Annotated in this window: 24 protein-coding genes; 13 read left to right on the forward strand and 11 right to left on the reverse strand. The window is 63.7% G+C overall.

Annotated elements, in window-relative coordinates; translation table 11 throughout:
• The 6 genes from IVB29_RS06260 to IVB29_RS06285 form a co-directional block, all read right to left on the reverse strand.
• Positions 1–1,218, reverse strand: coding sequence for an FAD-dependent oxidoreductase (locus tag IVB29_RS06260; RefSeq protein WP_247502527.1), 1,218 nt, complete (start codon positions 1,216–1,218; stop codon positions 1–3).
• 10 nt (positions 1,219–1,228) lie between these two features.
• Positions 1,229–1,657: a globin family protein gene (locus tag IVB29_RS06265; protein WP_092024728.1), complete on the reverse strand. Its 429-nt coding sequence runs from the start codon at positions 1,655–1,657 to the stop codon at positions 1,229–1,231.
• A gap of 122 nt (positions 1,658–1,779) precedes the next feature.
• Positions 1,780–3,159 (reverse strand): MFS transporter, encoded by a 1,380-nt coding sequence (locus IVB29_RS06270; RefSeq protein ID WP_247502528.1) that lies wholly within the window; start codon positions 3,157–3,159, stop codon positions 1,780–1,782.
• A 327-nt stretch (positions 3,160–3,486) separates the two neighbouring features.
• Entirely contained in the window at positions 3,487–4,281 is a 795-nt protein-coding gene (locus IVB29_RS06275; protein WP_247502529.1) for an ABC transporter ATP-binding protein, read from the reverse strand.
• Positions 4,282–4,292: 11 nt separating this feature from the next.
• A complete protein-coding gene (gene ntrB, locus IVB29_RS06280) occupies positions 4,293–5,189 on the reverse strand; it encodes a nitrate ABC transporter permease (protein ID WP_247502530.1) in 897 nt (298 codons plus the stop codon).
• A gap of 61 nt (positions 5,190–5,250) precedes the next feature.
• Positions 5,251–6,567, reverse strand: a complete 1,317-nt coding sequence (locus tag IVB29_RS06285; protein ID WP_247502531.1) for a CmpA/NrtA family ABC transporter substrate-binding protein — start codon at positions 6,565–6,567, stop codon at positions 5,251–5,253.
• Positions 6,568–7,245: 678 nt separating this feature from the next.
• Between IVB29_RS06285 and IVB29_RS06290 the strand changes: the two genes are divergently transcribed.
• The gene (locus IVB29_RS06290) at positions 7,246–8,085 is read left to right on the forward strand and encodes a formate/nitrite transporter family protein (protein WP_247502532.1); all 840 of its coding nucleotides are present in this window, start codon (positions 7,246–7,248) and stop codon (positions 8,083–8,085) included.
• A gap of 60 nt (positions 8,086–8,145) precedes the next feature.
• Positions 8,146–9,882, forward strand: a complete 1,737-nt coding sequence (locus tag IVB29_RS06295; protein WP_247502533.1) for a bifunctional protein-serine/threonine kinase/phosphatase — start codon at positions 8,146–8,148, stop codon at positions 9,880–9,882.
• A gap of 76 nt (positions 9,883–9,958) precedes the next feature.
• Here the strand turns inward: IVB29_RS06295 and IVB29_RS06300 are convergent, their stop codons facing one another.
• Together IVB29_RS06300 and IVB29_RS06305 are read right to left on the reverse strand one after the other, a co-directional pair.
• Entirely contained in the window at positions 9,959–10,474 is a 516-nt protein-coding gene (locus tag IVB29_RS06300; protein WP_247502534.1) for a GNAT family protein, read from the reverse strand.
• An 11-nt stretch (positions 10,475–10,485) separates the two neighbouring features.
• On the reverse strand, positions 10,486–11,403 hold the full coding sequence (locus tag IVB29_RS06305; protein WP_247502535.1) for an intradiol ring-cleavage dioxygenase: 918 nt from the start codon (positions 11,401–11,403) through the stop codon (positions 10,486–10,488).
• 164 nt (positions 11,404–11,567) lie between these two features.
• Between IVB29_RS06305 and IVB29_RS06310 the strand changes: the two genes are divergently transcribed.
• Positions 11,568–12,842 carry a serine hydrolase domain-containing protein gene (locus IVB29_RS06310; RefSeq protein WP_247502536.1) on the forward strand — a complete coding sequence of 425 codons (1,275 nt, stop codon included), beginning with the start codon at positions 11,568–11,570 and terminating at the stop codon, positions 12,840–12,842.
• Between the two features lie 228 nt (positions 12,843–13,070).
• On the opposite strand, the gene IVB29_RS06315 is transcribed toward IVB29_RS06310, so the two are convergent.
• Entirely contained in the window at positions 13,071–13,304 is a 234-nt protein-coding gene (locus IVB29_RS06315) for a hypothetical protein (protein WP_247502537.1), read from the reverse strand.
• 134 nt (positions 13,305–13,438) lie between these two features.
• On the opposite strand from IVB29_RS06315, the gene IVB29_RS06320 reads away from it, so the two are divergent.
• The 7 genes from IVB29_RS06320 (at position 13,439) to IVB29_RS06350 (ending at position 20,725) form a co-directional block, all read left to right on the forward strand.
• Positions 13,439–13,783 carry a DUF1236 domain-containing protein gene (locus IVB29_RS06320; protein ID WP_247502538.1) on the forward strand — a complete coding sequence of 115 codons (345 nt, stop codon included), beginning with the start codon at positions 13,439–13,441 and terminating at the stop codon, positions 13,781–13,783.
• Positions 13,784–14,075: 292 nt separating this feature from the next.
• Positions 14,076–15,584 (forward strand): sensor histidine kinase, encoded by a 1,509-nt coding sequence (locus tag IVB29_RS06325; RefSeq protein ID WP_247502539.1) that lies wholly within the window; start codon positions 14,076–14,078, stop codon positions 15,582–15,584.
• A 16-nt stretch (positions 15,585–15,600) separates the two neighbouring features.
• The gene (locus tag IVB29_RS06330) at positions 15,601–16,734 is read left to right on the forward strand and encodes a mandelate racemase/muconate lactonizing enzyme family protein (RefSeq protein WP_247502540.1); all 1,134 of its coding nucleotides are present in this window, start codon (positions 15,601–15,603) and stop codon (positions 16,732–16,734) included.
• A gap of 255 nt (positions 16,735–16,989) precedes the next feature.
• A complete protein-coding gene (locus tag IVB29_RS06335; protein ID WP_247502541.1) occupies positions 16,990–17,949 on the forward strand; it encodes an AraC family transcriptional regulator in 960 nt (319 codons plus the stop codon).
• 97 nt (positions 17,950–18,046) lie between these two features.
• Positions 18,047–18,337, forward strand: a complete 291-nt coding sequence (locus tag IVB29_RS06340) for a hypothetical protein (RefSeq protein ID WP_247502542.1) — start codon at positions 18,047–18,049, stop codon at positions 18,335–18,337.
• A 172-nt stretch (positions 18,338–18,509) separates the two neighbouring features.
• Positions 18,510–19,715: an NAD(P)/FAD-dependent oxidoreductase gene (locus IVB29_RS06345; RefSeq protein WP_247502543.1), complete on the forward strand. Its 1,206-nt coding sequence runs from the start codon at positions 18,510–18,512 to the stop codon at positions 19,713–19,715.
• 92 nt (positions 19,716–19,807) lie between these two features.
• Positions 19,808–20,725 carry an MBL fold metallo-hydrolase gene (locus IVB29_RS06350; protein WP_247502544.1) on the forward strand — a complete coding sequence of 306 codons (918 nt, stop codon included), beginning with the start codon at positions 19,808–19,810 and terminating at the stop codon, positions 20,723–20,725.
• Positions 20,726–20,818: 93 nt separating this feature from the next.
• On the opposite strand, the gene IVB29_RS06355 is transcribed toward IVB29_RS06350, so the two are convergent.
• Positions 20,819–21,550, reverse strand: coding sequence for a cytochrome c biogenesis protein CcdA (locus IVB29_RS06355; protein ID WP_247502545.1), 732 nt, complete (start codon positions 21,548–21,550; stop codon positions 20,819–20,821).
• 203 nt (positions 21,551–21,753) lie between these two features.
• Complete coding sequence (locus IVB29_RS06360; protein ID WP_129271976.1) at positions 21,754–22,020, reverse strand: hypothetical protein; 267 nt, start codon at positions 22,018–22,020, stop codon at positions 21,754–21,756.
• 493 nt (positions 22,021–22,513) lie between these two features.
• On the opposite strand from IVB29_RS06360, the gene IVB29_RS06365 reads away from it, so the two are divergent.
• The 3 genes from IVB29_RS06365 (at position 22,514) to IVB29_RS06375 (ending at position 25,734) form a co-directional block, all read left to right on the forward strand.
• A complete protein-coding gene (locus tag IVB29_RS06365; protein WP_247502546.1) occupies positions 22,514–23,560 on the forward strand; it encodes a LysR family transcriptional regulator in 1,047 nt (348 codons plus the stop codon).
• A gap of 29 nt (positions 23,561–23,589) precedes the next feature.
• Positions 23,590–23,961, forward strand: coding sequence for a helix-turn-helix transcriptional regulator (locus tag IVB29_RS06370; RefSeq protein WP_247317264.1), 372 nt, complete (start codon positions 23,590–23,592; stop codon positions 23,959–23,961).
• A gap of 411 nt (positions 23,962–24,372) precedes the next feature.
• Positions 24,373–25,734 carry a L,D-transpeptidase family protein gene (locus IVB29_RS06375; protein WP_247502547.1) on the forward strand — a complete coding sequence of 454 codons (1,362 nt, stop codon included), beginning with the start codon at positions 24,373–24,375 and terminating at the stop codon, positions 25,732–25,734.
• Positions 25,735–25,796 lie beyond the last annotated feature (62 nt).

Genomic DNA, 25,796 nt, shown 5'->3' on the forward strand with positions numbered 1-25,796 from the left:
TCAAGCTGCTTTCGAAGGAAGCGCGAGCGCGCGGCCGAACATCATGTCGGCGCGGATCGCCGCGACGTTCTCGCGATTGCGGATCAGACCGAGATACCAGAGCGCATCGACGGTATCGCCGATCAGCAGCGCGCCGGTGAGCCGTCCATCTGCGATGACAAGCTTCTTGTAGGTGCCACGCCTGCGATCTGACAGCACGAGGCTCTCGCTGCCGTTCCCGCCCATGAAATCGCCGGCAGAAAACACGCCGACGCCGGAGACCTTCAGATTGGTCGAGACCACGCTGCCCGGATAGGAAGCGGGCCGCCCGGCGAGATGCTGTGCCAGCACACGCGCCTGCTCGTAGGCCGGCTCGACGAGGCCGTAGCAGGTGCCGCGATGCTCGGCGCATTCGCCGAGCGCGTAGATGTCGGGCGAGGCCGTCTGCATCTCGTCATTGACGACGATGCCGCGGTTGACCGCGATGCCGGCCTCCTTGGCCAGCGCGCTGTTGGGCCTGATGCCCGCGGCGAAGATCACAGCGTCGGCCTCGAGACGGCTGCCGTCGGCAAGCTCGACGGCCTCCACCTGGCCATCGCCATGAATGCACTTCGTGCTGGCATTGAGCAGGATGCGGATGCCCTTGCGCTCGACCAGCGTCTTGAGCAGATCGGCCGCCGGCCCGTCGAGCTGGCGCTCCATCAGCCGGTCCATCAGATGCAGCAACGTCACCGGCGCGCCGGCCTTGGCGAGGCCATAGGCCGCCTCCAACCCGAGCAGGCCACCGCCGACCACGACGACGCGCTTCCTGGCCGCCGCAAGTGTCAGCAGTAAATCGACATCGCGGGTGTCGCGAAAGGTGTGAACCCCGGCAAGATCGGCGCCCGGCACGTTGAGCCGCAACGGCGTCGATCCGGTGGCGAGCACGAGCTTGGAATATTCCATGCTTTCTTCGCCCGCGATCTTCAGCTCGCGGCGGCCGGTGTCGATCTCGGTGACGCGATAGCCGTAGCGCACGGTGACGCCGCGATCGCGCCACCAGTCGGCAGGTCTCAGCTCGATCTCGTGCGAGCCGGTCTCGCCGGCCAGCACGGATGAGAGCAGCACGCGATTGTAAGCGAGCCGCGGCTCCTCGCCGATCACGGCGACCGCGTAGCGGCCGAGCGCGGTCTTGGCGAGCTCGTCGACCAGACGCGCGGCCGCCATACCGTTACCGACGATGACGAGCGGCTCACTCACAAGGCATCTCCTATTCGGCGGCCTGCGCCTGCGCGCCGTAGGCCTCGGAAATCATGTAGCCGGACAGCACGCCGTAAGCGTCGGTCCAGGCTGTGGCGAGTTCGGGCGTCCAGGCTTCGCCAAGACCCTTCTCGAGGGTCCACAGCAAGGTCGCGCCGACCACGGGATAGTGCTCGGCCTTGGCGCCGTAAGCGACATGACGCTTGGCGAGCGCGGAGGCCGCGGGAAGAATCGAGTTCAGGTTCGAGAGACCGCCGACCACGGCGGCGAGCATGCCCATCAGCTTCTTGCGCTGCTCGGTCATGTCCTCGGGAAACATCGCGCGCACGGACGGCGCCACCTCGAACAGGCGATCGTAGAACAATACCGAGGCTGCTTCCGAAATCGGCGCGACCTTGGAAAAGCTCTGCTGGATGAGGGTGATCTGCTCGGGCGTCATGATGTTCTCCTGCCTGTTTCGGTTTGCCTTGGTGCGCGCCATTGCGAACCAGGTTCATGGCTCAAACGTCATCAGAGAGACTTCTCCCCGCGTACGGGGAGAAGCGAGATTCGTACCAAGTGTCACACCCGCGCTTCGGCGAGGCTTGGCGCGCCTTCGCCCTGCGGGCTGCGACGCAGGTAGAACCACCAGGTCAAAGCGAGGCACGACGCGTAGAAGCCGAGATAGATCGCGAGCGCCAGCTGCGGCCCGCCGGTCATGGCGATCGACTTGCCGAAACCGGTCGGGATCAGATAACCGCCGACGGCACCGACCGCGCCGATGAAGCCGACCGCTGCACCGCTCTCGATGCTCGCCGTATTCAAGGCGACCGCGCGCGCCGCGTCGCCCTTGCCGCGGACCTTGAACAGGTTCTGTTCGCGGAAGATCGAGGGGATCATGCGGTAGGTCGAGCCGTTGCCGATGCCAGTGGTGACGAACAGGATCAGGAACATCGCGAGGAAGCCGATGAAATCCTTCTGCCCGACGAAGTAGAGCACCCCGACCGTCGCCGCCGCCATCGCCATGAAGTTCCAGAAGGTGAGGATGGAGCCGCCGATCTTGTCGGCGAGCAAGCCGCCGAGCGGCCGCGACAACGAGCCGACCAGGGGCCCGAGGAACGCGATCGCAATCGTCACCTGCGGAAACTGCGTCTTGATCAGCAGCGGAAACGCCGCGGAGTAGCCGATGAAGGATCCGAACGTCCCGATATAGAGATACGCCATGATCCAGGTGTGCTTGCGCTTGACGATGGCCAGCTGGTTCTTGATCGACGACTTCGCCGTGGTGAGATTGTTCATGAAGAACACCGCACCGAACACCGCGATCGCGATCGGCAGCACCCACATCAGGCCGGCGTTTTGCAGATACACGCCGCCGACCGGGTTTGCCTGGAACAGGTTGATGACCGCGAGCGTCATCAGGATCGGGGTCAGCAGCTGCACGCTGGAGACGCCGATATTGCCGCCGGCCGCGTTCAGCCCCAGCGCCCATCCCTTCATCCTGTCAGGGAAGAAGAAGGAGATGTTGGTCATGCTGGAGGCGAAATTGCCGCCGCCGAGACCCGCGGTCGAGGCGATCAGCAGCATCAGCCAGAATGGCGTGTCGGGCTCGCTGACGAAATAGGCGAGCGACAGCGTCGGAATGAACAGGATCGCCGCACTGAAGATGGTCCAGTTGCGGCCGCCGAAGGTCGTGACCGCGAACGTATATGGAAAGCGCATCAATGCGCCGATCAGCCCCGGCACCGCCACGAGCTGGAACAGCTCGTCGGTGGAGTAATGGAAGCCCGCCTGCGGCAGCTTGGTCGCAACGATGCTCCAGATCAGCCACACCGAGAAGCCGATATGCTCGGCGACGATCGACCAGATCAGGTTACGCCGGGCGATCACTTTACCGCCCGCATTCCAGAACGCCTCATCTTCGGGGCGCCAGTCAGATATCCACGTCGGACTCTTGGTCATTGCAAATCCCTTCTAGGCTCACCTCTGCTTCGTTGCAGGCTCTGCCTCCAGGCATGGAGGCGCGCGTCGAGGCCAGGCCCCGATGGCGAGTTCACGATGCTGATTGATGATGTTGAGGGACGTCGTCGTTGGCGTCGGACAAAGCAATTCAACTTCCGTGCCAATTGCGTACAGTCGGGAAATATAAGGAATTCAGGGGCTTATTCGACTTGCCCGAAATTTTTGCAAGGCGATTTCGCACGCATATTTTGCGATTCGCTCAATCCTTGTGCGGCGCACAAGGATTGAGCTTGATGATCCAAAAACAGGCGACGCGTTAACGATGCGTTACGCGGCCTCGACGAAGCGATGACGCTCATAGAGGAATTCGAGCACGCGCTGGCGGCACTTTAGGTAGGTCGTGTTGGTCGCGAGCTCGAGCCGCTTGCGGGGACGCGCGAGCGGCACCTCCAGCACCTCGCCGATGCGTGCGGAGGGCCCGTTCGTCATCATCACGATGCGGTCGGACAACAGCACGGCCTCGTCAACGTCGTGGGTGATCATCAAAATGGTGTTGCCGAGCTTCTGATGCAGCGCCATCACCGAGTCCTGCAAGTGGGCCCGGGTCAGCGCGTCCAGCGCGCCGAAGGGCTCATCGAGCAGCAGCACCTTCGGCTCCATTGCCAGCGCTCGCGCAATGCCGACGCGCTGCTTCATGCCGCCGGAGATTTCGGACGGACGCTTGTCCCTGGCATGGGCCATCTGCACCAGGTTGAGATTGTGCATCACCCAGGCGTCGCGCTCGGCCCTCGTCTTGGTCCTGGCAAAAACCTTGTCGACGCCGAGCTTGACGTTCTCGTAGACGGTCAGCCACGGCAGCAGGCTGTGGTTCTGGAACACCACCGCGCGGTCGGGCCCCGGCGAATTCACTTCGCGGTTCTCCAGCAGCACGCCGCCGATGGTGGCCGTGGTCAATCCAGCGATAATGTTGAGCAGGGTCGACTTGCCGCAACCGGAATGGCCGATGATCGAGACATATTCGCCCTTCTCGATCGTGAGATTGATGTCCTTCAGCACCTCGGTCGCGGCAGCGCCGCGGGTAAAGATCTTGTCGATGTGATCGAGCTTCAGATAGGCGGTCATGTGTTTACTCCTCAGCCCTGAGCCGTGCCGCGGGTGACGATCTTGCCGAGGCCTGCGATGAGGCGATCGAGCACGAAGCCGATGATGCCGACATAGAACAGCGCGAGGATGATTTCGCTGATATGCGAGGAGTTCCAGGCGTCCCAGATGAAGAAGCCGATGCCGACACCGCCGATCAGCATTTCCGCCGCGACGATCGCGAGCCAGGACAGGCCGATGCCGATGCGAAGGCCCGTGAAGATGTAGGGCGCCGCCGCCGGGATCATGATCTTGGCGAAGAACTCGAGCGGATTGAGCTGCACCACGGCGGCGACGTTGCGATAGTCCTGCGGGATGTTGCGGATGCCAACCGCGGTGTTGATGATGATCGGCCAGATCGAGGTGATGAAGATGACGAAGATCGCCGAGGGCTGGCCGTCGCGGAACGCGGCGAGCGACAGCGGCAGCCAGGCGAGCGGCGGAATCGTGCGCAGCACCTGAAACAGCGGATCGAGCCCGCGCATGGCCCAGACCGACTGGCCGACCAGCACGCCGAGCGCGATGCCGGCGATCGCCGAGAGCGAATAGCCGAGCGCGACGCGCTGGAGGCTGGCGGAGAGATGCCAGAACAGTCCCTTGTCGATGCCGCCATGGTCGAAGAACGGATCGAGGATCAGCTCCTTGGTGTCCTTGAACACTTTTGACGGCGGCGGCAGCGCCGAGCCGGCGCGGCGACAGACGAGCTCCCACACCAGCATCAGCAGCGCGATCACGACCAGCGGCGGGATCACGCGCACCGCGGTCTCCCTCCCCATCCGCGCATAGGTCTCGGTGCGCGGAGGGCGCTTCGGTGTCATCGCGACGACCGGTGCGGCGGCGCCCGCAGGCTTCGCGGTCTCAATGTCCATCTTCGTGGCAGGCATGTTCATCGCAAATGTCTCTCCGGCTTCAAAAGGCGATGCGGCCGCCCCGGGGCGGCCGCTGGCTTCATCAGACTTCGACGCGCTTGATCGCGAGCGACTTCAGATAGGCCGCCGGATTTTCGGGATCGAACACCTTGCCGTCGAAGAAGGTCTCCTTGCCGCGCGAGGTGGAAGCCGGGATGTCGGCGGCCGCGACGCCAAGCGTCTTGGCCGCGTCCTTCCAGAGGTCCTCGCGGTTGACCTTGGCGATCAGCGCCTTGGTGTCGAAGTTCGCTTCGTACTTGCCCCAGCGGATGTCCTCGGTGAGGAACCAGAGGTCGTGGCTCCTAAACGGATAGGAGGCCTGATCCTTCCAGAAACGCATTTGTTGCGGCGAGTTATCGACCACGCGGCCGGTACCGTAGTCGAACTTGCCCTTCATGCGGTCGGTGATGTCCTCGACCGGGCAGTTGATCCACTGCCGCTTGGCACAGATCGCTGCCGCTTCCTCGCGGTTCTCCAACTTCTCGGACCATTGCTGGGCTTCCATCACCGCCATCAGCAGCGCTTTCGCCGCCTTCGGGTATTTGTCGACCCAGGCCGCGCGCATGCCGAACGATTTCTCGGGATGCTTGTCCCAGAGCTCGCCGGTGGTGAGCGCGGTGTAACCGATCTCCTGATGGATGAGCTGGAGATTCCATGGTTCGCAGACGCAGAAGCAATCCATGGTGCCAATCTTCATGTTGGCGACCATTTGCGCCGGCGGCACCACGATGGTCTCGATGTCCTTGTCCGGATCGATGCCGCCCGCCGCGAGCCAGTAGCGGATCCAGAGGTCGTGGGTACCGCCCGGGAAGGTCATCGCCGCCTTCACGGACTTGCCGGAAGCCTTCTTCTTCTCCAGCGCCGACTTGAACGGCGCGGTGTCTACGCCGACTTTCAGATCGCTGTATTCCTTGGCAACTGAAATGCACTGGCCGTTGAGGTTGAGCCGCGCCAGAATGTACATCGGCGTCGGCTGGTTGTTCTGCGTCACCTTGCCGGCGGAGATCAGATACGGCATTGGCGTCAGGATGTGCGCACCGTCGATGCCGTTGCCTTCGGAGCCGAGCACGAGATTGTCGCGCGTTGTGCCCCACGAGGCCTGCTTCTGCACCTCGACGTCGGGCATGCCGTATTTCGCGAAGATGCCCTTCTCCTTGGCGACGAACAGCGGGGTCGCGTCGGTGAGCGCGATGAAGCCGAGCTTGGCGCCCTTGACCTCGGGGCCTGCTTCCTGCGCAAAAGCGCCGACGGGGAAATTGAGCTTGGCGGCGGCGAGAAGGGCGGCGGTTGAGCCGGCGGCCTTCAACAATTGACGGCGGCTGAGGCCACTATCCGAAGGCCGGCGAATGCGCTTGGTCATAGCTGGTGTCGTCCTTTGCATCGTTGCGAATGATTGCGTCAGTGCGCACGAGCAGCCCGTCCGTCCGTGACGCCAGAAAAGGGCGCATGCGAACGCGCGACGAGGGGACCCCCGTCTGGGTGGCGTCAGCAAATTCGGATGAGAAGTCTCGCGGGACGGCTTCAATGGCGTCGGCTTGGAACTATTCAAGCTTCATGCCAAGGCCGAGACCACGGAAACCAATTTATAATCAATATGTTACGTAAGCTGCGCCAGCCTGTCGCAGACTTGCTGCGCACGCGAAATTTGCGATCTGCTTATTCCTTGTGCGTCGCACAAATGTTATGCAATCGCTCAAGCAACGGGCCGCAGAGCCCGCGAAAGCCCAATCGGACTTGGCCCTATCCAACTGATATTGCTATATTTTTTCTCCGACCCTACGCGGCACGCAACTTGCTTCTTCACCACAGTCAACGAAGACTGCGGTTTTGCCGCATTGATGCAGCCGCTGGCGGCTGCATCCGGAAGCTCAACTACTTCGCGGCCCTTTCCGGCTCAGTCCTCGTGACGCGATTCCCACGGCTTCCAAACCTTCCATAGCCCTCGTGCGCGGCAGAACTGTCCGCACGGATCATGACGTTCAGTCGCGCGCCCTCGGAAGCGCGCGTCGATCTCACTTCGAAGCAAAAGGAACCATTGATGTCGTATCTCGCGCCTTCGGAATTCGTCACCAAGATGGTGGATGCAGGCGAATCCAAGATTTTCATGTCTACCCGGGACACCATCATCCGGGCCTACATGGCCGGCGCGATCCTCGCCCTCGCCGCCTGGTTCGCCGTCACCATCAACGTCAACACCGGCCAGCCCCTCGTCGGGGCACTGCTGTTTCCAGTCGGCTTCGTGATGCTTTATCTGCTCGGCTTCGACCTGCTGACCGGCGTGTTCGTGCTCTCCCCGCTCGCGCTGATCGACAAGCGTCCCGGCGTCACGCTTGGCGGCGTGCTGCGCAACTGGGGCCTCGTCTTCGTCGGCAACTTCGCCGGCGCTTTCACGGTGGCCTTCATGATGGCCTTCGTCACGACGTTCGGCTTCACGCAGGATCCCGACAAGGTCGGCGCCGCCATCGGCAACATCGGCGAAGGCCGAACGCTCGGCTATGCAGCGCATGGCGCCGCCGGCATGGCGACGCTGTTCCTGCGCGGCATGCTCTGCAACTGGATGGTCTCGACCGGCGTCGTCGGCGCCATGATCTCGACCTCGGTCTCCGGCAAGGTCATCGCGATGTGGATGCCGATCCTGGTGTTCTTCTACATGGTGTTCGAGCATTCCGTCGTGAACATGTTCCTGTTCCCATCGGGCCTGATGCTGCACGCGAAATTCTCGATCATGGATTACCTGATCTGGAACGAGATCCCGACCGTGCTCGGCAACCTCGTGGGCGGCCTCGCCTTCACCGGCATGACCCTCTACACAACCCATGTACTGACGAAGCCGAAGCGCGAGGCCGGCAAGTCCACGCAGCCCCGCGTTGCGGCCTGATCGAATACGTCTCGACAGCGGAGCCTCGCCCGACCAGGGTGAGGCTCCCTTCGCCTGGTGATGACGATGTCCCGCGGACTCCTGATCTCGGTCGGCCAGCACTCCGACAAGGGCCGCAAGCCCGTCAACCAGGATTTTCACGGCGTCCTGATTCCAGAGGAGCCGCAGCTCAGCCTGAAGGGCATCGCCGCCGTTCTGGCCGACGGTATCTCCAGCAGCACGGTGAGCCAGATCGCCAGCGAGTCGGCGGTCAAGAGCTTCCTGATGGATTATTACTGCACGTCGGAATCCTGGACGGTGAAGACTTCCGCCCGCCGCGTGCTGGAGGCGACCAATTCCTGGCTGCACGCGCAGACGCGCAAGAGCCAATATGCCTATGATCGCGACAAGGGCTATGTCTGCACGCTGAGCGCCATGGTCATCAAGGCGACCACCGCGCACATCTTCCATGTCGGCGACTGCCGCATCTACCGCGTCGCCGGCAAGGCGCTGGAGCAGCTCACCGACGATCACCGCATCATCGTCTCGTCGGAGCAGACCTATCTCGGCCGCGCGCTCGGCATCAATCCGCAGCTCGAGATCGACTACCGGACGGTCGAGGTCCAGGTCGGCGACACCTTCCTGCTGGCAACCGACGGTGCCTATGAATTCGTCGAGCCGCGTTTCGTCACGAGCGCAATCATCGAGCATGCGGGCGAGCTCGATGGCGCCGCGAAGGCGATCGTCGAGGAAGCCTATCGGCGCGGCAGCGATGACAACATCACCGTACAGATCCTGCGCATCGACGCGGTGCCGGAGGAGGAATCCGGCATCTTCGATCAGACCTCGGCACTGCCCCTGCCGCCGCTGCTCGAACCCCGAGCCGCATTCGATGGCTACCGGATCATCCGGGAGATCCACGGCAGCAGCCGCAGCCACATCTATCTCGCCGTCGACGCAGACACCGAAGAACCCGTCACACTCAAGATTCCATCGATCGACCTGCGCGATAACCAGGCCTATCTGAAGCGTTTCCTAATGGAGGAATGGATCGCGCGGCGGATCGACAGTCCATACGTGCTCAAGCCCCGGTCGAGGTCGACCCGGCGCAACTATCTTTACGTCGCGGCCGAGTTCGTCGAGGGGCAGACGCTGCGGCAGTGGATGCTCGACAACCCGCGCCCCGATCTGGAGACGGTCCGCGGGATCATCGAGCAGATCGCCACAGGGCTTCGCGCCTTCCACCGCATGGAGATGCTGCACCAGGACCTCAGGCCCGACAATGTCCTGATCGACAAGACCGGCACCGCGAAGATCATCGACTTCGGATCGGTCAGAGTGGCGGGTGTCGTCGAGGCGGCACCGAAATCGGCGGACGCGGAAATTCTCGGTACGGTCCAGTACACGGCCCCGGAATATTTCCTCGGCGAGGGCGGCTCGTCCCGGTCCGATATGTTTTCACTGGCCGCCATTTGCTATCATATGCTGACCGGACATCTCCCTTACGGCGCCCAGCTTGCCAAGATCCGGGGAAGATCGGACGCGTGGAAATTGAGATATCGGCCGGCCATCGATGCTGAGCGGGGCATCCCGGGATGGATCGACGGCGCACTCAGGAAAGCGCTGCATCCCGATCCCTACAAGCGCCACGAAGACATCTCCGAGTTCGTCTTCGAACTCAGAAATCCCAATCCGGCCTATCTCGCTACGCGGACCACGCCGCTCCTGGAGCGCAACCCGCTGATGTTCTGGAAGCTGACCTCGGCCGCGCTCGCCTGCGCCGTCGTCGTCCTGCTCGCACTGCTGCACGCGCGTTAGTGGCGACTGAACTTTGCCCTGTCACCTGCCGGTGACGTGTTTCGCCTACACCAAATGAGGATCGACCTCATTGCCATCAAACTCTATCGATCATCCAACGCTTGACCGCTTGGTGGAAGTTAAGGGGGCCGGGAACGGTCATGTGCGTCTTGACGTATGTGAAACCCGCTTTTTGAAGCGTGCGGTTCGGAGCCACATTGAACGCATTGGGCTCACAGAAGAGCTGCTTCAACCCCAGAACCTGGAAATAGAGCTCGACGGTCTTTCGGACACACTCTACGCCTATCCCCTGCTTGCGCAGCGAGGGATCCGTGATGTGCAAATGCATATTTGCGTGCTCGCCAATACGGATCTTGTCAGCGGTCGAGAACCCCAAGAACTTATCGTCGGAGAGCCAGCTGACCAGAAAGCCGTTTCTCTGCTCGACAGGCCGGTCGAACATTTGCTCATAAAGTCGCTGCCATTGTAATGCCGGTGGCAGTCGTGTCGGGTCGACCCCGAGCATTTCCAGGTGCTCTGGCGTCGCTGCGTGGAAATACTCAATGATCAGCGCAGTTTCCTGCAGCGTCATCGGTCGAACGCTGATGGCCACCGGGCAGCTCCTTACGCCGGCTCCGCCGCCTTCGTCCCCAGCGGCTTCGGCGCCATGCCACCGCCGGGCTTGAGGTGGAATTCGTAGGTCATCAAATGCCACTGCCCGTTCGCCTTGCCGCCGTCGGGCATGGCCGGATCGTTGCGCGGCTCGACCTTGGCGACGAGGTCGTCCTTGACGCCGAACACGACGTCGGAATCGAGATATTTGTCGCCGTCCATGAAGACGTGGGTGATCAACGGCTCATAGCCCTTGGCATTGACCAGGAAGTGCACATGCGCGGGGCGCATCGGATGACGCTTGGTCTGCATGATCATCTCGCCGACGGGGCCATCGGTCGGGATCGGGTAGCTGCACGGCAAAATGGTGCGGAAGAAGAAGCGGCCGTCGCTGTCGGTGATGAAGCGCGCCCGCGCCGAGGCGCCGACCTCGTCGTAATTGGCCTTCTGTGAATCATAGAAGCCGTCATCGTCGGCGTGCCAGACGTCGACCGGGACGTTTGCGAGCGGCTTGCCCTCGAGATCGGTGACGCGGCTTTGCACGAACATGCGTTCGCCGGTCTGGTTGTTCGGCGAGATATCCGTGCCGTGCGCGGTCACCTTGTGCTCGCCGACATAGAACGGACCGAGCACAGTGGTCTGGGTGGCGCCCTCGCGCTCCCGGTGGTTGACCGCGTCGACCAGCATGGAGACGCCGAGCACGTCGGACAACACGATGAACTCCTGGCGCGTATCGGTGCATTTCTGGCCGGTGCGGGTCAGGAAATCGATGGCGTATTCCCATTCCGCGAAGGTGAGACCGGTCTTGCTCACGTAATCGTGCAGCGACTTCACCAATTCCTGGAGCAGGAATTTGGCACGCGGATTTGGCGTATTGTCGAAGCTCGCGACCACGGCTTCGGTGAGTTCGGTCTCATTGAACTGGGTCATATGCGTTTGCCCTGGGTTTTTCTCGTTGGCCCGGATGGGCTCCTTGGAAGCGTTCCAGAAGGCAGCTTACACCAATCGGCGGCCTCGCGTTAAGCGCGACCGGCTTGGAATAAGCCCGTCATTTCGGCTATCACCTTGCCCGAGAAACTGCCCGGAGGAACCTGATGCTCGCCCCTACCCCCGCCTCGCCCGAATCCGTGGGCATGTCCAAGGCTGCGCTCGACCGTATCGATGCGCACCTGAAGACCCGGTACATCGATGCCGGGCGCTTCCCGGGCACGCATCTGCTGGTCTACCGCCGCGGCAAGATCGCCTACAGCTCGATGCACGGCTTTGCCGATGTCGAACGCAAGGCGCCGGTCAAGGACGACACCATCTACCGCATCTATTCCATGACCAAGCCGCTCACCAGCGTCGCCTTCATGATGCTGGTCGAGCAAGGCCTCGTCGCGATCGACGAGCCCGTCGCCAAATACATCCCGGAATGGAAGGATCTCGGCGTGTTCGTCGCCGGCACCGCGCCGGCCTTCCTGACCCGGCCGCCGGCCCGGCCGATGCTGATCGTGGATCTGCTGCGCCACACCGCAGGGCTGACTTACGGCTTCCAGCAGCGCTCCAATGTCGATGCCGCCTATCGCGCGGAGAAGATCGGCGAGGTCGAGAAATCAGGCACGCTCCAGAGCATGATCGAGAGCCTCGCCAAAATCCCGCTGGAGTTCTCGCCGGGCGAGGCCTGGAACTACTCGGTCGCGTCCGACGTGATCGGCTATCTCGTCGGCAAGATTTCCGGCATGCCGTTCGAGCAGTTCCTGAAAGCAAGGATCCTCGATCCGCTCGGCATGACCGACACCGATTTCTACGTGCCGGCCTCGAAGGCGCACCGCTTCGCCGCCTGCTACAACGCCGATCCCGCTGGCGGATTCACCTTCCATGCCGGCCAGCGCCGCGAGGGCCTGACGCTCCAGGACGACCCGGCCACGAGTTCGTTCCTGTCCCCGCCCTCGTTCATCTCCGGCGGCGGCGGGCTGTGCTCGACGATGGCCGACTATCTCACCTTCTGCCGTGCGCTGCTCAATGGCGGCGAGCTCGGCGGCGTCCGCCTGATCGGACCGAAGACGCTGGCGCTGATGACGACCAACCACATTCCAGGTGGACGTTTCCTGCCGGAGGTCTCGCGTTCGCTGTTCGCCGAGGCCGCCTATAACGGCATCGGCTTCGGTCTCGGCTTCGCCGTGACCATGCGCCCGGCGGAGACGCTGATCGCCGGCAGCCCCGGCGAATACAATTGGGGCGGCGCGGCCACGACCTCGTTCTGGATCGACCCGGCCGAGGAACTCATCGCCATCTTCATGACGCAAGTGCTGCCGTCGAGCGCCTATCCGATCCGGCGCGAGCTGCGCAGCATGGTCTACGCCGCGATCACCGAGAGCAATCTCTGAGACTGCGGACGTTCCCTTGGGCTTTTGCGAGGAGTCGTCATGGCCGGGCTTGTCCCCGCCATCCACGTCTTAGCCAAGAGGAACGAAGAACGTGGATGCCCGGGACAAGCCCGGGCATGACGCTTCGTTGTCCGTCAGTGAAAATGGCCGATCAAATAGATGCCGCCGCCGATCACCAGCACGGCGGGCACGGCCCACAAAATCAGGACTGGCATTGTGTCATCCTCCTCAGTTTGACGTGCAGACCTTGACGGTCTTCATGCCGCTTTCAGCCTCGGTGCGCGACTTGTAGATCGTGCCCGACGGGCTGACGACCGTCATGGATGTGTCGACCGGCTTCTTGTCGACGACGGTGCACTTCTTGGTCTTGACGTCCTGGACGACGTAGAACTCGTCGGCCGCGAACGCCGGCAGGGACATTGCGGCAAGCATTAGCGCCGCCGTTGCAGTTTTCAGCATCATTTCCCTCTCCTCCAATCGCCGGGCTTTCAGCCCGGTCGACTCGCCAACGGGAAAAAGTGGTAATTTGTTCCTATTCGCAGGAACGTCGTCTGCCATCGGATGTTGTTGCGGCGATTGCCATCGAGGAGGACAAGATGAAGAAGCTGTTCCTGCTTTCCGCCGCGGCCATCCTGATGTCTACCGGCGCGTTCGCGCAATCGACCGTGGTGACGACCACCGGAACCGGTCACGCGGCAGCGGTTCAGATCGAGCCGCAATACCGGACGAGGATTAAATCCTACGTCACCGAACATCATCTGCGTCCGGTGACGACGAAGGAGAAGATCATCGTCGGCGCAACGGTTCCGAGCGACGTCGAGCTCGAAGCCGTTCCGTCCGACTGGGGTCCGTCGCTGACGAAATATCGCTACGTCTACTCCGGCGAGCGCGTGATGCTCGTGGATCCGGGCACGCGCACCGTCGTCCAGGAAATCGATTGATGCTGACAGACGGGCGGCCGCCGCGACGGCGGCCGCCCTCCCGGAGTTGACCGCATGACATCGCAGCGAGAAGCCCGGATCGCCGGACTCAGTTTGGCGGCCGTCTACGTCTTGTGTCTGCTGCTGACCGCAATCAGCATGAGTTGAGGCGCAGACCTCCTGCACTGCGCTGCAAAATCCTTCTGGACCGCTTCCCGGACGCGAAAATCGTGGCGCGATGCAGGTCCTGCCCGTATGGTTCTGGCCAAAATCATCATCCGGCGCTGTCGCGCTGGAACCGGGACGCCCGCGTTTGTCCAAGTTCACCCTGCCGGTCCGGCTCGCTCTCCTGGTCGCGGGAACGACGCTGCCGATGATCGTGTTCGCGGTCGGCATCGCCTTCTACAATTACAAGCAGGACCGCAGCGATGCGACCCGCCGCGTGCTTGAGAACGTGCGCAGCATGCGCCTCGTGCTGGATTCCGAGGTGCAGCGGATGGCCGGCGGCTTGCAGGTGCTGGCGCTGACGAACTCGCTGCGCAACGACGACTTCCAAAGCTTTCGCCGCATCGCGCTCGGCTTCGTCGATCAATACGGCAAGGGCGGCATGGTCCTGATCTCCGACCGCAGCGGCCGGCTGCTGTTCTCCTCGGCGACGGAGGATACCGCGAGCCTGCCGCCGCGCGGCAATCTGGAGATCGTCGAGAAGGTGTTCGCGACCAAATCGCCGCAATATTCCGACCTGTTCACCGGCACGCTCAATCAGCGGCAGGTCCTCACGGTCGAAGTTCCGGTGTTCCGCGACGGCGAGGTGATCTACGACCTCTGCTTCGGCCCGCCGGTCAGCATCTTCCAGGAGTTGGTCGAGAAGCAGCGGCCCGACGGGCAATGGACGGTGTCCCTGCTCGACGCCAAGGGCACCGTGTTCGCGCGCGTGCCGAACCCCGGCGAGACGTTCGGCAAACGCGCCTCGGCGTCGCTTTACGCCGAAATGTTTCGCGGCAACGAGGCGTCGCTCCCGACCGTGTCGCTCGACGGCGTTCCGCTCGCCTCCGCCTATACCCGCTCGCGGCTGACCGGCTGGACCGTGGCCGCCGGCGTCCCCGAGAGTTCGCTGATCGCACCGCTCTGGCGCAACATCGCCATCACCAGCCTGATCGGCGGCATCCTGCTGCTGACGGGCCTCACTTTCGCAGTCCGGATGGCGACCACGATCGCGCGCGGCGAGATGCTGCACAATTTACTGATCGATGAGCTCAACCATCGCGTCAAGAACACGCTGGCCCTGATGCAGGCGATCGCGGTGCAGACCTTCCGGAGTTCGAGCCGGGAGGAGCGGATCAAGTTCGAGGGGCGGCTCGGTGCGCTCGCCGAGGCGCACAATCTGCTCAGCCAGGAGAAATGGGCAGGCTCGGAGCTGAAGGATGTGGTGGCCCGCGTGCTCCAGCCGTTCCTGCTCAACGCGCCCGAACGCATCCGGATGGACGGCCCCGCGGTGCCGCTGTCGCCGCGGCTCGCCGTGGTGCTGTCGATGATCGTGCACGAGATCGCCACCAACGCCGCCAAATACGGCGCGCTGTCCAACGAGACCGGCCGGGTGACGCTGGAATGGGAGGTCATCGCCGACACGCCGAAGCCGCGGCTGCGGCTGATCTGGAGCGAGATCGGTGGCCCATTGGTGACGGCGCCGGTGCAGCGCGGCTTCGGCTCGCGCCTGATCGAGCGCAGCGCGCGCGATCAGCTCGGCGGCGAGGCCACCGTCGACTTCCTGCCGCGCGGCGTCGTCTGCACCGTGATTTGCGCGCTGGACGAGGCGCATTGAACCGGGGACATCCGCGATGAAAATCACCAAAGTGCGCACGCACGTCCTCGAGGCAAGACTGTCGCAGCCGTTCGCCTATTCGCGCGCATGGTACGACACGCGCACCGCGATGCTGGTGGAAATCGAAACCGATGACGGCCTCACCGGCTGGGGCGAATGCTATGGGCCGGCGCGGATGACGGCAGCCGTCGTGCAGAGCATCGCGCCGTGGCTGATCGGCGAGGATCCGCTGCGGACCGACGTGCTGTGGCAGACCGTCTACGCACGCCTGCGCGATCACGGCCAGAAGGGGGTCGTGATCCAGGGGCTGAGCGGCGTCGACATCGCGCTGTGGGACATCAAGGGCAAACATTACGGCGTGCCTGCCTGCCAGCTTCTCGGCGGCGCGGCCCGCGATGAGGTGCAGGCCTATGCGACCGGGCTCTATCGGCGCAAGTCGGGCGATCCGCTCGAATATTTGCCGGAGGAAGCAGCCTTATATGCCGCGGAGGGTTTTCGGGCCGTGAAGCTGAAGGTCGGCTTCGGGATCGCGGAGGATGCCGCGGTCACCCGCGCGGTGCGCGAGGCGATCGGTCCCGATGTCGCACTGATGGTCGATGCCAACCACGCCTATGATTCGGTCGCGGCGATCCGGCTCGGCCGCCTGATCGAGCGTTACGACATCGGATGGTTCGAGGAACCGGTGCCGCCGGAAGACGTCGCGGGCTATCGCGCGGTGAAATCCGCGCTCACGATTCCGATTGCCGGCGGCGAATGCGAATTCACCCGCTTCGGCTTCCGCGACCTGTTCGCGTCCCATGCGCTCGACATCGCCCAGCCCGACACCTGCGCGGCCGGGGGCCTCACCGAGTGCAAGAAGATCGCCGACATGAGCGAGGCGTTCGGCATCCGCTACAATCCGCATGTCTGGGGCACCGGCATCGCGATCGCGGCCTCGCTCCAGCTTCTCGCCGTGCTGCCTGCGCACACACCGACCTCGCTGGCGCCGATCGAGCCGATGCTCGAATTCGACCGCACCGAGCATCCAATCCGGCAGGCAATCCTCAAACAGCCGATCGAGCACGCGAACGGCATTGTGCGTGTTCCCGAAGGCCCCGGACTGGGCATCGAGATCAATCGCGAGGCACTCGCGCGTTTTGCCGCAAGTTAAGGCATATCATCGGCGATCAAGCGGCGGTCCTGACCTGCTCAGCCGATTCTGAAGCCCCCGCGTCTCCATTCAATATCAGCGCAGCGCCGCTCGGCGTGCGTTTACGAAAACACGCGCGCTGCCCGGAGCAGGATCGGACAAAGCATGGCCGCTTCGGGAAAGACGCTCGGTCCTTGCAGCGCATAGAACGCGTGCCGAGCCGTACAAATACGGACGCCTGATTTGAAGCTCGATGCGATCAGGAGATTCCACGCAATGACCGGAAGCACCGCACTCATGTGCAATCCCTCGCACAAGGGCTTGCCGCCCGCACCCACCGCACGGGCGGACGATGGCTCGACGTCGGAGCTACGCGCCGCCGACGCGGAGATGACGCGGGTGCTCAAGACAAGGCCGCTTCGCATGGCCTCCGATTCCCATAGCGGTGCCATCGCCTATTGGAAGCACGAGGCGCTGCATGACGTGGTCGAGCCCATGGCCGATCACGTCATCATGACATATCCCGTCGGCTCGCAGGCGCTGGAGCGGCGCAGCGGAAAATCGGCTGCCATCAGCACCGCGCGTCCCGGCGTCGTGACGATCATTCCGGCCGGCTCGACGTCCCGCTGGGACATTCACCGGCCCATGCATGTCGTTCAGCTCTATCTTCCGCAGCGGACGCTGCTGCGCGTCGCCGATGAGGCCAACACGGCAGGCCCTGACGATCTCCTGGAAAGGACCGGGCATCCCGACGCCATCACGTCGCGCCTGCTGCTGAGCGCCGCCGACGCGCTCGATGGCAGCGCCACGCTGGACACACTGTTCAGGCAGCAACTGACGGACCTTCTCGCCACGCGCCTGCTCGCCGCTCATGCGGGTGTCGCAGCCGCGCTGCCGCCGACCATCGGCGGCCTTTCGCCGACGATCCTCCGCCGCGCGATCGAACGCCTGCGTTCGGACAGCGATGCCGACGTTTCGCTTTCGGCGCTTGCGTGCGACGCCGGCCTGTCGCGCTTCCATTTCTGCCGGTCCTTCAAGGAGAGCACCGGGCTGTCGCCGCACGCCTGGCTGCGTCAGCACCGGCTCGAGCAGGCCATGAACATGCTGCGGGAGAGCGATGAATCGGTCGTCTCGATCGCGGCTGCGCTCGGCTATGCCTCGCAGACCGCCTTCGCCGCGGCATTCAAGAAGCTCACGGGCGAAACGCCGAGCGATTGGCGCAGGCGCGTGCGTTAGCAGCAATCGCGCGACAGGGACGGCAATCGCTCTGGGGCGGTCGAACATCTGGTTCGCTACACATCGCAACGTCACATCATGCGGACGGAGACAGACGATGGACTGGAAACGCCTTGCAATTGCACCGCGACGAAAAGCCGTCTCGACGGCGATCGTGTATGGGCTCTCATTGACCGTGCGTCTGACCTCGCCGACGGCCGAGGAAGCGCCGGCGCAAATCGGGCAAAGCGCCAATGCCGCGACGTCGGTCCTGATCAGTCATGATTGGCCGCGGCAGCCTGCGATGCCGCTAGCCCTGCGCGGCTGGCCGCTCGGTCCGCGAAGCTGCCGCACAGCCTGTGAAGGCCCCGCGCTGCTGTCCTCTCTGCCGAACTGCACCGCGCCGTAACGGCCCGGCCGTCTCCGTCTCACCTCTCCGCGTGATCATCGATCGCAACAGGCTCTGCTTGCATTCGGCAGCAGCGATGACGCGCGCGTTTCGAACCAACCAGACCCAAGAACCAGATCCAAGAACCAAACCCAAAAACAAAACCCAAAAATCAAACTCAGGAGTGAACCACATGCGACTACTCATCATCGGCGCCGGCTTCGCCGGCATGTATGCCGCCCTCTCCGCCGCCCGCCTGCGCGACATCAAGGGCGCTTCGCCTGACAATCTCGAAATCGCGCTGATCGCACCGGAGCCGACGCTGGTGGTCCGTCCGCGGCTCTATGAGCCGAAGCCGCACACCTTGACGGCACCGCTGCTCGATGTCCTCGAGGCGATCGACGTCGATTACATCCAGGGCAGCGCCGAGACCGTCAACACCGAGGCGCGGACGGTGCAGATCACGACGGCAAAGGGCACGAAGAAGACCGTGTCCTACGACCGTCTGGTGGTCGCCACCGGCAGCCGCCTGTTCCGCCCCAACATGCCCGGCCTTGCCGAGCACGGTTTCAGCGTCGATTCCCTCGATGACGCCATTGCGCTGGACAAGCATCTGCACGGTCTCGCCGATCGGCCTGCCGTGAACGGACGCGACACGGTCGTCGTTGCCGGCGGCGGTTTTACGGGCATCGAGGCCGCAACCGAGCTGCCCGCGCGCCTGCGCAAGATCCTCGGCAAGGATTCCAGGATGCGCGTGATCATCGTCGAGCGCAACAGCGCGATCGCTCCCGACATGGGCGACGACGCCCGCCCAGTGATCGAGCAGGCGTTGCGCAAGCTCGGCGTCGAGACGCGGTTAGGGGCCGGCGTCACCTCGCTCGACAGATCCGGCGTGACGCTGTCGACCGGCGAGCATATCGAGACCGAGACGGTGGTCTGGGCCGCGGGTATCCGCGCCGCGCCGTTGACGGCGCAGATTCCTGCCGAGCGCGATAATTTCGGCCGGCTGCTGGTGGATCGCGATCTGCGCGTATCAGGTGTCGCCGGCGTCTTCGCCACCGGCGATGCGGCGCGGGCCGCCTGCGACGACGACGGCAATTACGCGCTGATGTCGTGCCAGCACGCCACGCGGATGGGTGCCTTTGCCGGCAACAACGCCGCCGCGGAGCTGCTCGGCACTCCCACCAGGCCCTATCACCAGAAGGCCTACGTCACCTGTCTCGATCTCGGCGAAGCCGGCGCGCTGTTCACGCGCGGCTGGGAGCGCAAGGTCGAGATGGTCGGCGACGTCGCCAAGAAGACGAAGCAGGAAATCAACACCGTCTGGATCTATCCGCCGAAGGCCGAGCGCGCCGCCGCGCTCGCGTCGGCCGATCCGGAACGCGTCACCGACGTCTGACGCACGAAGCGATGACGGCCGCGCACTCCCGGCGGCGCGGCCTGTTCAACCAGGACCAGCCGGGAACATTCATCATGCAACAGGAGACAAACATGAACCTGCACAACACGTCTTATCCCACGTCATCCGGCCCCGAAGAGCTCGTTCCGTCGCGCTATGCGCTCAAGGTGGGCGAGATCGACGTGCTCGTGGTCAGCGATGGCGTGCTGCCGCTGCCAACCACGATGCTGGCGCACAACGCCGACCCGACCGTCCGGGCGGCCTGGCTGCACGACATGTTCCTGCCGCAGGATGCCTTCGACTGGGCGCTGAATGCGGTCATGGTCCGCAGCGGCGGCAAGACCATCCTCATCGACGCCGGCCTCGGATCCGATCCGAACCTGAACCTGCCGCGGGCCGGCCAGTTGATCAGGCGACTCGAGGCCGCCGGCATCGACCTTTCTTCCGTGACTGACCTGGTGCTGACTCACATGCACATGGACCACGTCGGCGGTCTGCTCGTCGACGGCGTGAAACAACGGCTGCGCAAGGACCTGCGCATCCACGTGGCCGCCGCCGAGGTCAAGTTCTGGGAGGCGCCCGATTTCTCCCGCGTCTCCATGCCGCCGGGATTCCCGGACGCGCTTCGGGCAGCCGCCAAGCGTTTCGTGAGCGAGTACGGCAGTCAGTTGCGGACATTCGATGAGACGTCCGAGATCGCGCCCGGCGTCATCGCCCGGCGCACCGGCGGTCACACCCCCGGACACAGCGTGGTCCGCGTGGCCTCCGGCGGCGACGCCCTGACATTCGCCGGCGACGCCGTGTTTGCCGTCGGGTTCGAACAGCCCGACTGGCACAACGGTTTCGAACACGACCCCGAGGAAGCCGCGCGGATTCGCGTCCGTCTGCTGCGCGAGCTTGCCGAGACCGGCGAGATGCTGGTGGCGACGCATTTGCCGTTCCCCTCCATCGGCCGCGTGGCAACCGACGGCGACGCGTTTCGTTTCGTGCCGGTGTTCTGGGACTACTGACGAACGGATCGGTTAAGCCGAACCAGGGCGCGCACTCATGGCCTTCATGAGCGCGCGCCCTTTTGCCATCGATGACGGGCAAACGAGACGGAGCTACCCGATGGTCTGAAGCGCCGGAAACGTCTCGAGCAGCCAGATGCTCACATTCGAGACCGCGCCGGTCAGGAAGCCGATGCCGGTGATCACCATCAACACGCCCATGGCGCGCTCGACATTGACGAGATGGCCCTTCATGCGCGCGAACAGTTTTGAGAACTGCTCGATCATCAGCGCGGCGATCAGGAAGGGAATGCCAAGGCCCGCGGAATAGACCGCGAGCAGGCCTGCACCCTTGGTCACCGTGGTTTCGGCCGCAGCGATCGAGAGGATCGCGGCCAGGATCGGGCCGATGCAGGGCGTCCAGCCGAACGCGAAGGCGAGCCCCATCACGTAGGCGCCCCACAGACCGACGGGTTTTGGCGCGGTCAGCCGCCCCTCGCGCATCAACAGGCCGATGCGCGTCAGTCCGAGGAAGTGCAGGCCCATCACGATGATGACGATGCCGGCGAGGATCGACAGCTCGGCCGACCAGGTGCGGATCAGCCCGCCGATCAGCGAGGCGCTGGCGCCGAGCGCCACGAACACGGTGGAGAAGCCGAGCACGAACAGCAGCGCCGACATCATGATCGCGCGCTTGGAGGCCGCGGCCTCTTCATCGCTCTCGACATGCTCGATCGTCGCGCCCGTGAGATAGATCAGGTAGGGCGGGACCAGCGGCAGGACGCAAGGGGAGAGGAAGCTGACAAGGCCGGCAATCAGCGCCGCCGGGATCGAGACATTTTGCATGATGCAGTCGGAGCCATCTCAGGCGCCGGCAGGGCGCGCGGGGACTGCGCGCGGGCCGGAGCACCGGCTCAGGTGTAGCCGATGCCGGAGAATGCGCAACAGAGGCGCATAAAACCAGGGCTCCTCCCGATGCCGTCCGTGATCACAGATGCGGCATCGGGACGCGCACAAATCTCGCCAAAAAGCGAGACTCGGCGGCGTGGCTACTTCACCACGCGGAGCAGCGGACGCCGGGGCTGGTCCTGCGTCTGCTTGGAAGGGGGCTGCGGTTCGCTTCCGGCGCTCCGCAGCATTTCGTCGCACAGTGCCTTGAGATCGGCACCGTCAATTCCTTTGAGCTTCATCCGCACGTCGAGGATGACAATGGACAGCAGCTCGGCCGACTCACGGCTGTTCATCTCGTTGAGCGCCCTGCGGCACTCCTCGAGCGTTTCCAGCACCGACTGCAACTGTTCGTCTGAATGCGACACCGGCGTTCTTTCCGTTAATTCGGCCTGTGAGACGTGTTTGTGGTGATCCCCTCGGCCCCCATCGAGGACCCAGAATAGCACGAGGCTCCTGCGCTTCCGAACATGATTTCAGTGTGTTTCTGCGCTGAAACCGCAGTTCCCGCGACCATCGCGCTGCTGCGCTGTTGGCGATGGGAGAAACAGTCGGAGACAAAACGCGGGATGCGCCGTCGTTGATCCATTCGCGAAGCCAGCAACGCCGTGCGTGCAAGACCGTCCATCGCGGACAACGCCGACAATCCCGCAGCCGTTTCAAGGCTCGCAACGGAACTCACGCGACACCCCTCACCCGGGCGACAAATTGCCCGATTCCCAACCTCATTCCCCGTCCCGGCAGCACTTGGATACCACCCGCGACACAGTAAGGATGACGTTCAAAACTCGTCGTTCCCCAACCCGTCGTGGTTGTGGTTTGCGCCAGATTCTGCCAGTTTACCGACCCGAAGGGACTTGTATGCACTCCTTGGCGGAAAGGGGCGTTCCACTGGAGGAACGCCTAAAGACAAATATCAGCGGCCTCTCCGATTGGGATGCGGCCCGGATATTCTTGGAAGTCGTTCGACGCGGCAGTTTCCGCTCGGCGGCCGAACGCCTGTCTCTGTCGATCAACGCCGTCCGCCGCCGAATCGATGATTTTGAGCGCCAGACCGGCACCACCCTGTTCACCCGCGACGTCCACGGCACGCATCTGACCGACGAAGGCGCGCTGGTGGTCTCCGCCGTCGAGCGCATGGAGGCGGCTGCCTTCGACGTATTGCGCACCAGCGATTCGACGGCCAACGCCCTCTCCGGCGAAGTCCGCGTCGCCGTGACCGAGGGCCTGGGCACGTTCTGGCTGGCCCCACGGCTGGTCGAATTCCAGCAGGCCTATCCGAAGATCATCGTCGACCTGCACTGCGCGATGCGCTCGGCCGACGTCTCCCGCCACGAAGCCGACGTCGCCATCCATCTGTCGCGGCCTTCGGCGCTCGACGTCAAGCTGGTGCGGCTCGGCCGCATGCATCTGATGTTCTGGGCTTCGGAAAAATACCTCGAGAAATACGGCACGCCGCGCTCGGCCCTCGAATTGATCAAGCACCGTCTGGTGCTGCAATTCGCCGACCAGCTCGCCGCCAAGGAAACTTTTGAGAGCTTCTTCCCGGGCGTTCCGGAACGTGACCTTCTGGTCATGAAGACCAACGTCTCAAGCGCCAACTACTGGGCGGTCGCGAATGGCGCCGGAATTGGCGTATTCCCGAGCTACGCCATTGCGCTTGGCGGGAAGCTGATTCCACTGGAGGTCGAGTTGAACCGACCGCTGGATATCTGGTTGTCCTACCATCCCGGTAGCGGCCGGATTCCACGCGTGCGGCACATGATTGACTGGCTGATCGAAGCCTTCAATCCGGCTCGCTTCCCGTGGTTTAAGGAAGAATTTGTGCATCCGCACGAATTCAAGGACTCGTATATGGGCGAACCCCTGACCCACCTCTTCGGGGGGTTTTCAACCGAAGAACGATGAGAAAACGAATGAAAACAGCGGCGAAAAGAATGAAGCAGCGCAGTGCCGGCAAGCCGGACATTGAGCTGGGCAAGCGGATCCGTCTGCGGCGTGTCGAGATGAAGATCTCGCAGGCTGAGCTCGGCGACAAGCTCGGCGTCAGCTTCCAGCAGGTCCAGAAATACGAGAAGGGTGTCAATCGCGTCGGCGCAGCCCGCCTTCAGCAGATCGCCACCTCCCTCGATGTGCCCGTGACCTTCTTCTATGACGGCGACAACAAGGCGCGCGAAGTCGAGAGCCTGCTCTTCCTCGATTCGGCCTTCAGCCTTCGCCTGCTGCGCGCCTACAGCAAGATCAAGGACCAGACGGTGCAGCGTCAGCTCGTCTCGCTGATGGAATCGATCGCGGCGAACGAAGCCTGATCGATCGACGGTCTGGCCGTTACGGCCGATGTTCAATCCGCCGCGTCGCGGGGGCGCGGCCGGATTGAACGAGACCGACCGGATCAGACGAACTGGATCAGATCTGGCCCGCGCGCTGTCCGCGCGTGGCCCTTCCGGGGCGGTCTGACCGCCCCTTTTTCTTGACCCTTTTCTTGGCTTTTTCTCGCCATCGTCCGCGGTTGTCGCGAACCCATCCCGCCTTTGCTGCGACCTAATCGAGAGCCTCGCGACGTCACGCGCGGGGCTTTCGACTGCCGTGCTTAATGGGACCTCAACATTGATGCCCTAACGTCCCGCCGATCTTACCCATCGGCGCACGTGGCGCGGCGACCGGGAATTGCCAATAAGCGCGGCCCGTCCGGGCCCCGTCCTCATGGGAAGACCAGACAGATGTCGAAGCGCCATGCCGTGATCATTGCCGCAAATCTGTTCGCGGTGGGCCTGTTCGCCAGCGCCTCCGCGCTTGCGCAAACCGAGACCACGGGACAGGCCGGCCCGAAGCCGGCAACTGCGGCCGGCACGGTGCCAGCCACAGCCAATCCGGCTCATGCGGCTGCGCCGAAAGCTGCCGCGACGGCTACATCGACGGCTGAGAGCCGCTCGGCCTCGGCGCTCGCGATGACGCACGAGCCGACCTATGACGAGAGGACTGCCCAGCGGATCAAGGATGCCGCGCTCAGCTATTCCGACCTTGCGGTGCGCGGCGGCTGGCCGACCATCCCGGCGGATGCGAAGTTCGCGCTCGGCGTCCAGGGCGCCAACGACGAACTGCTGCGCAAGCGGCTGATCGTCTCCGGCGATCTCGCCGTCGACAAGGCCAGCGGCGCCTTCGACCAGGATCTCGCGGACGCGGTGAAGCGCTTTCAGGCCCGCCACGGGTTGGCGCCGACCGGCACGATGACGCCGCGCACGCTCGCGGCGATGAACGTCTCCGTGCAGAAGCGCATCCGCCAGCTCGAGGCTTCGCTGGAGCGGCTCGAGAACATGAATTTCGGCTTCGGCCAGCGCTATGTCGTGGTCAACATCCCCGCCGCTTTCGCCGAGGCGGTCGAGAACGACGTCGTGGTGCGGCGCTATCGCGTCATCGTCGGCAAGACCGAGAAACCATCGCCGACATTGACGGCGCAGATCAGCAGCGTCGTGCTCAATCCGACCTGGACGGTGCCGTCCTCGATCGCCAAGACCGAGATCTCCGCGCATATGCGGAAAGATCCGACTTATCTGTCGCGCATGCACATGGAAGTGCTCGACGGCCACGACAATCCGATCGATCCGCATTCGGTCGACTGGTCGGGCGCGCACACGCCGAACTTCACCGTGCGGCAGCAGAACGGCACCTTCAACGCGCTCGGCGCAGTGAAGATCGACATGCCTAACCCCTATTCGGTCTACATGCACGACACCAACCAGCGCAATCTGTTCAGCGACGACTACCGCTTCGATTCCCACGGTTGCTCGCGGGTCGACAATGTGCGCGATCTCGCGGCGTGGCTGCTCAAGGACCAGCCGAAATGGAGTCGCGCCGCGATCGACACGGAGATCGCCACTGGTCAGCATCTCGACGTCGCCATGACGAAGAAGGTGCCGGTGGCCTGGATCTACCTCACGGCATGGATGACCAGGGACCAGACCGTCCAGTTCCGCAACGACGTCTATAATCAGGACGAGCAACTGCTCGAGGCGACAGCCGAAGAGGCCGCGTTCTTCGGCAAGGCCGCCGGCCATCCGCTGACCGCGCACATGGCGCAGTAGGATTGGCGCAGTAGGCGCCTCGCGCCATGCAATCGCGGCACAGGCGGATGCAAATCCCCTCG

The organism is Bradyrhizobium sp. 1 (assembly GCF_023073315.1).
In the GTDB taxonomy this organism is placed as follows: Bacteria; Pseudomonadota; Alphaproteobacteria; order Rhizobiales; family Xanthobacteraceae; genus Bradyrhizobium.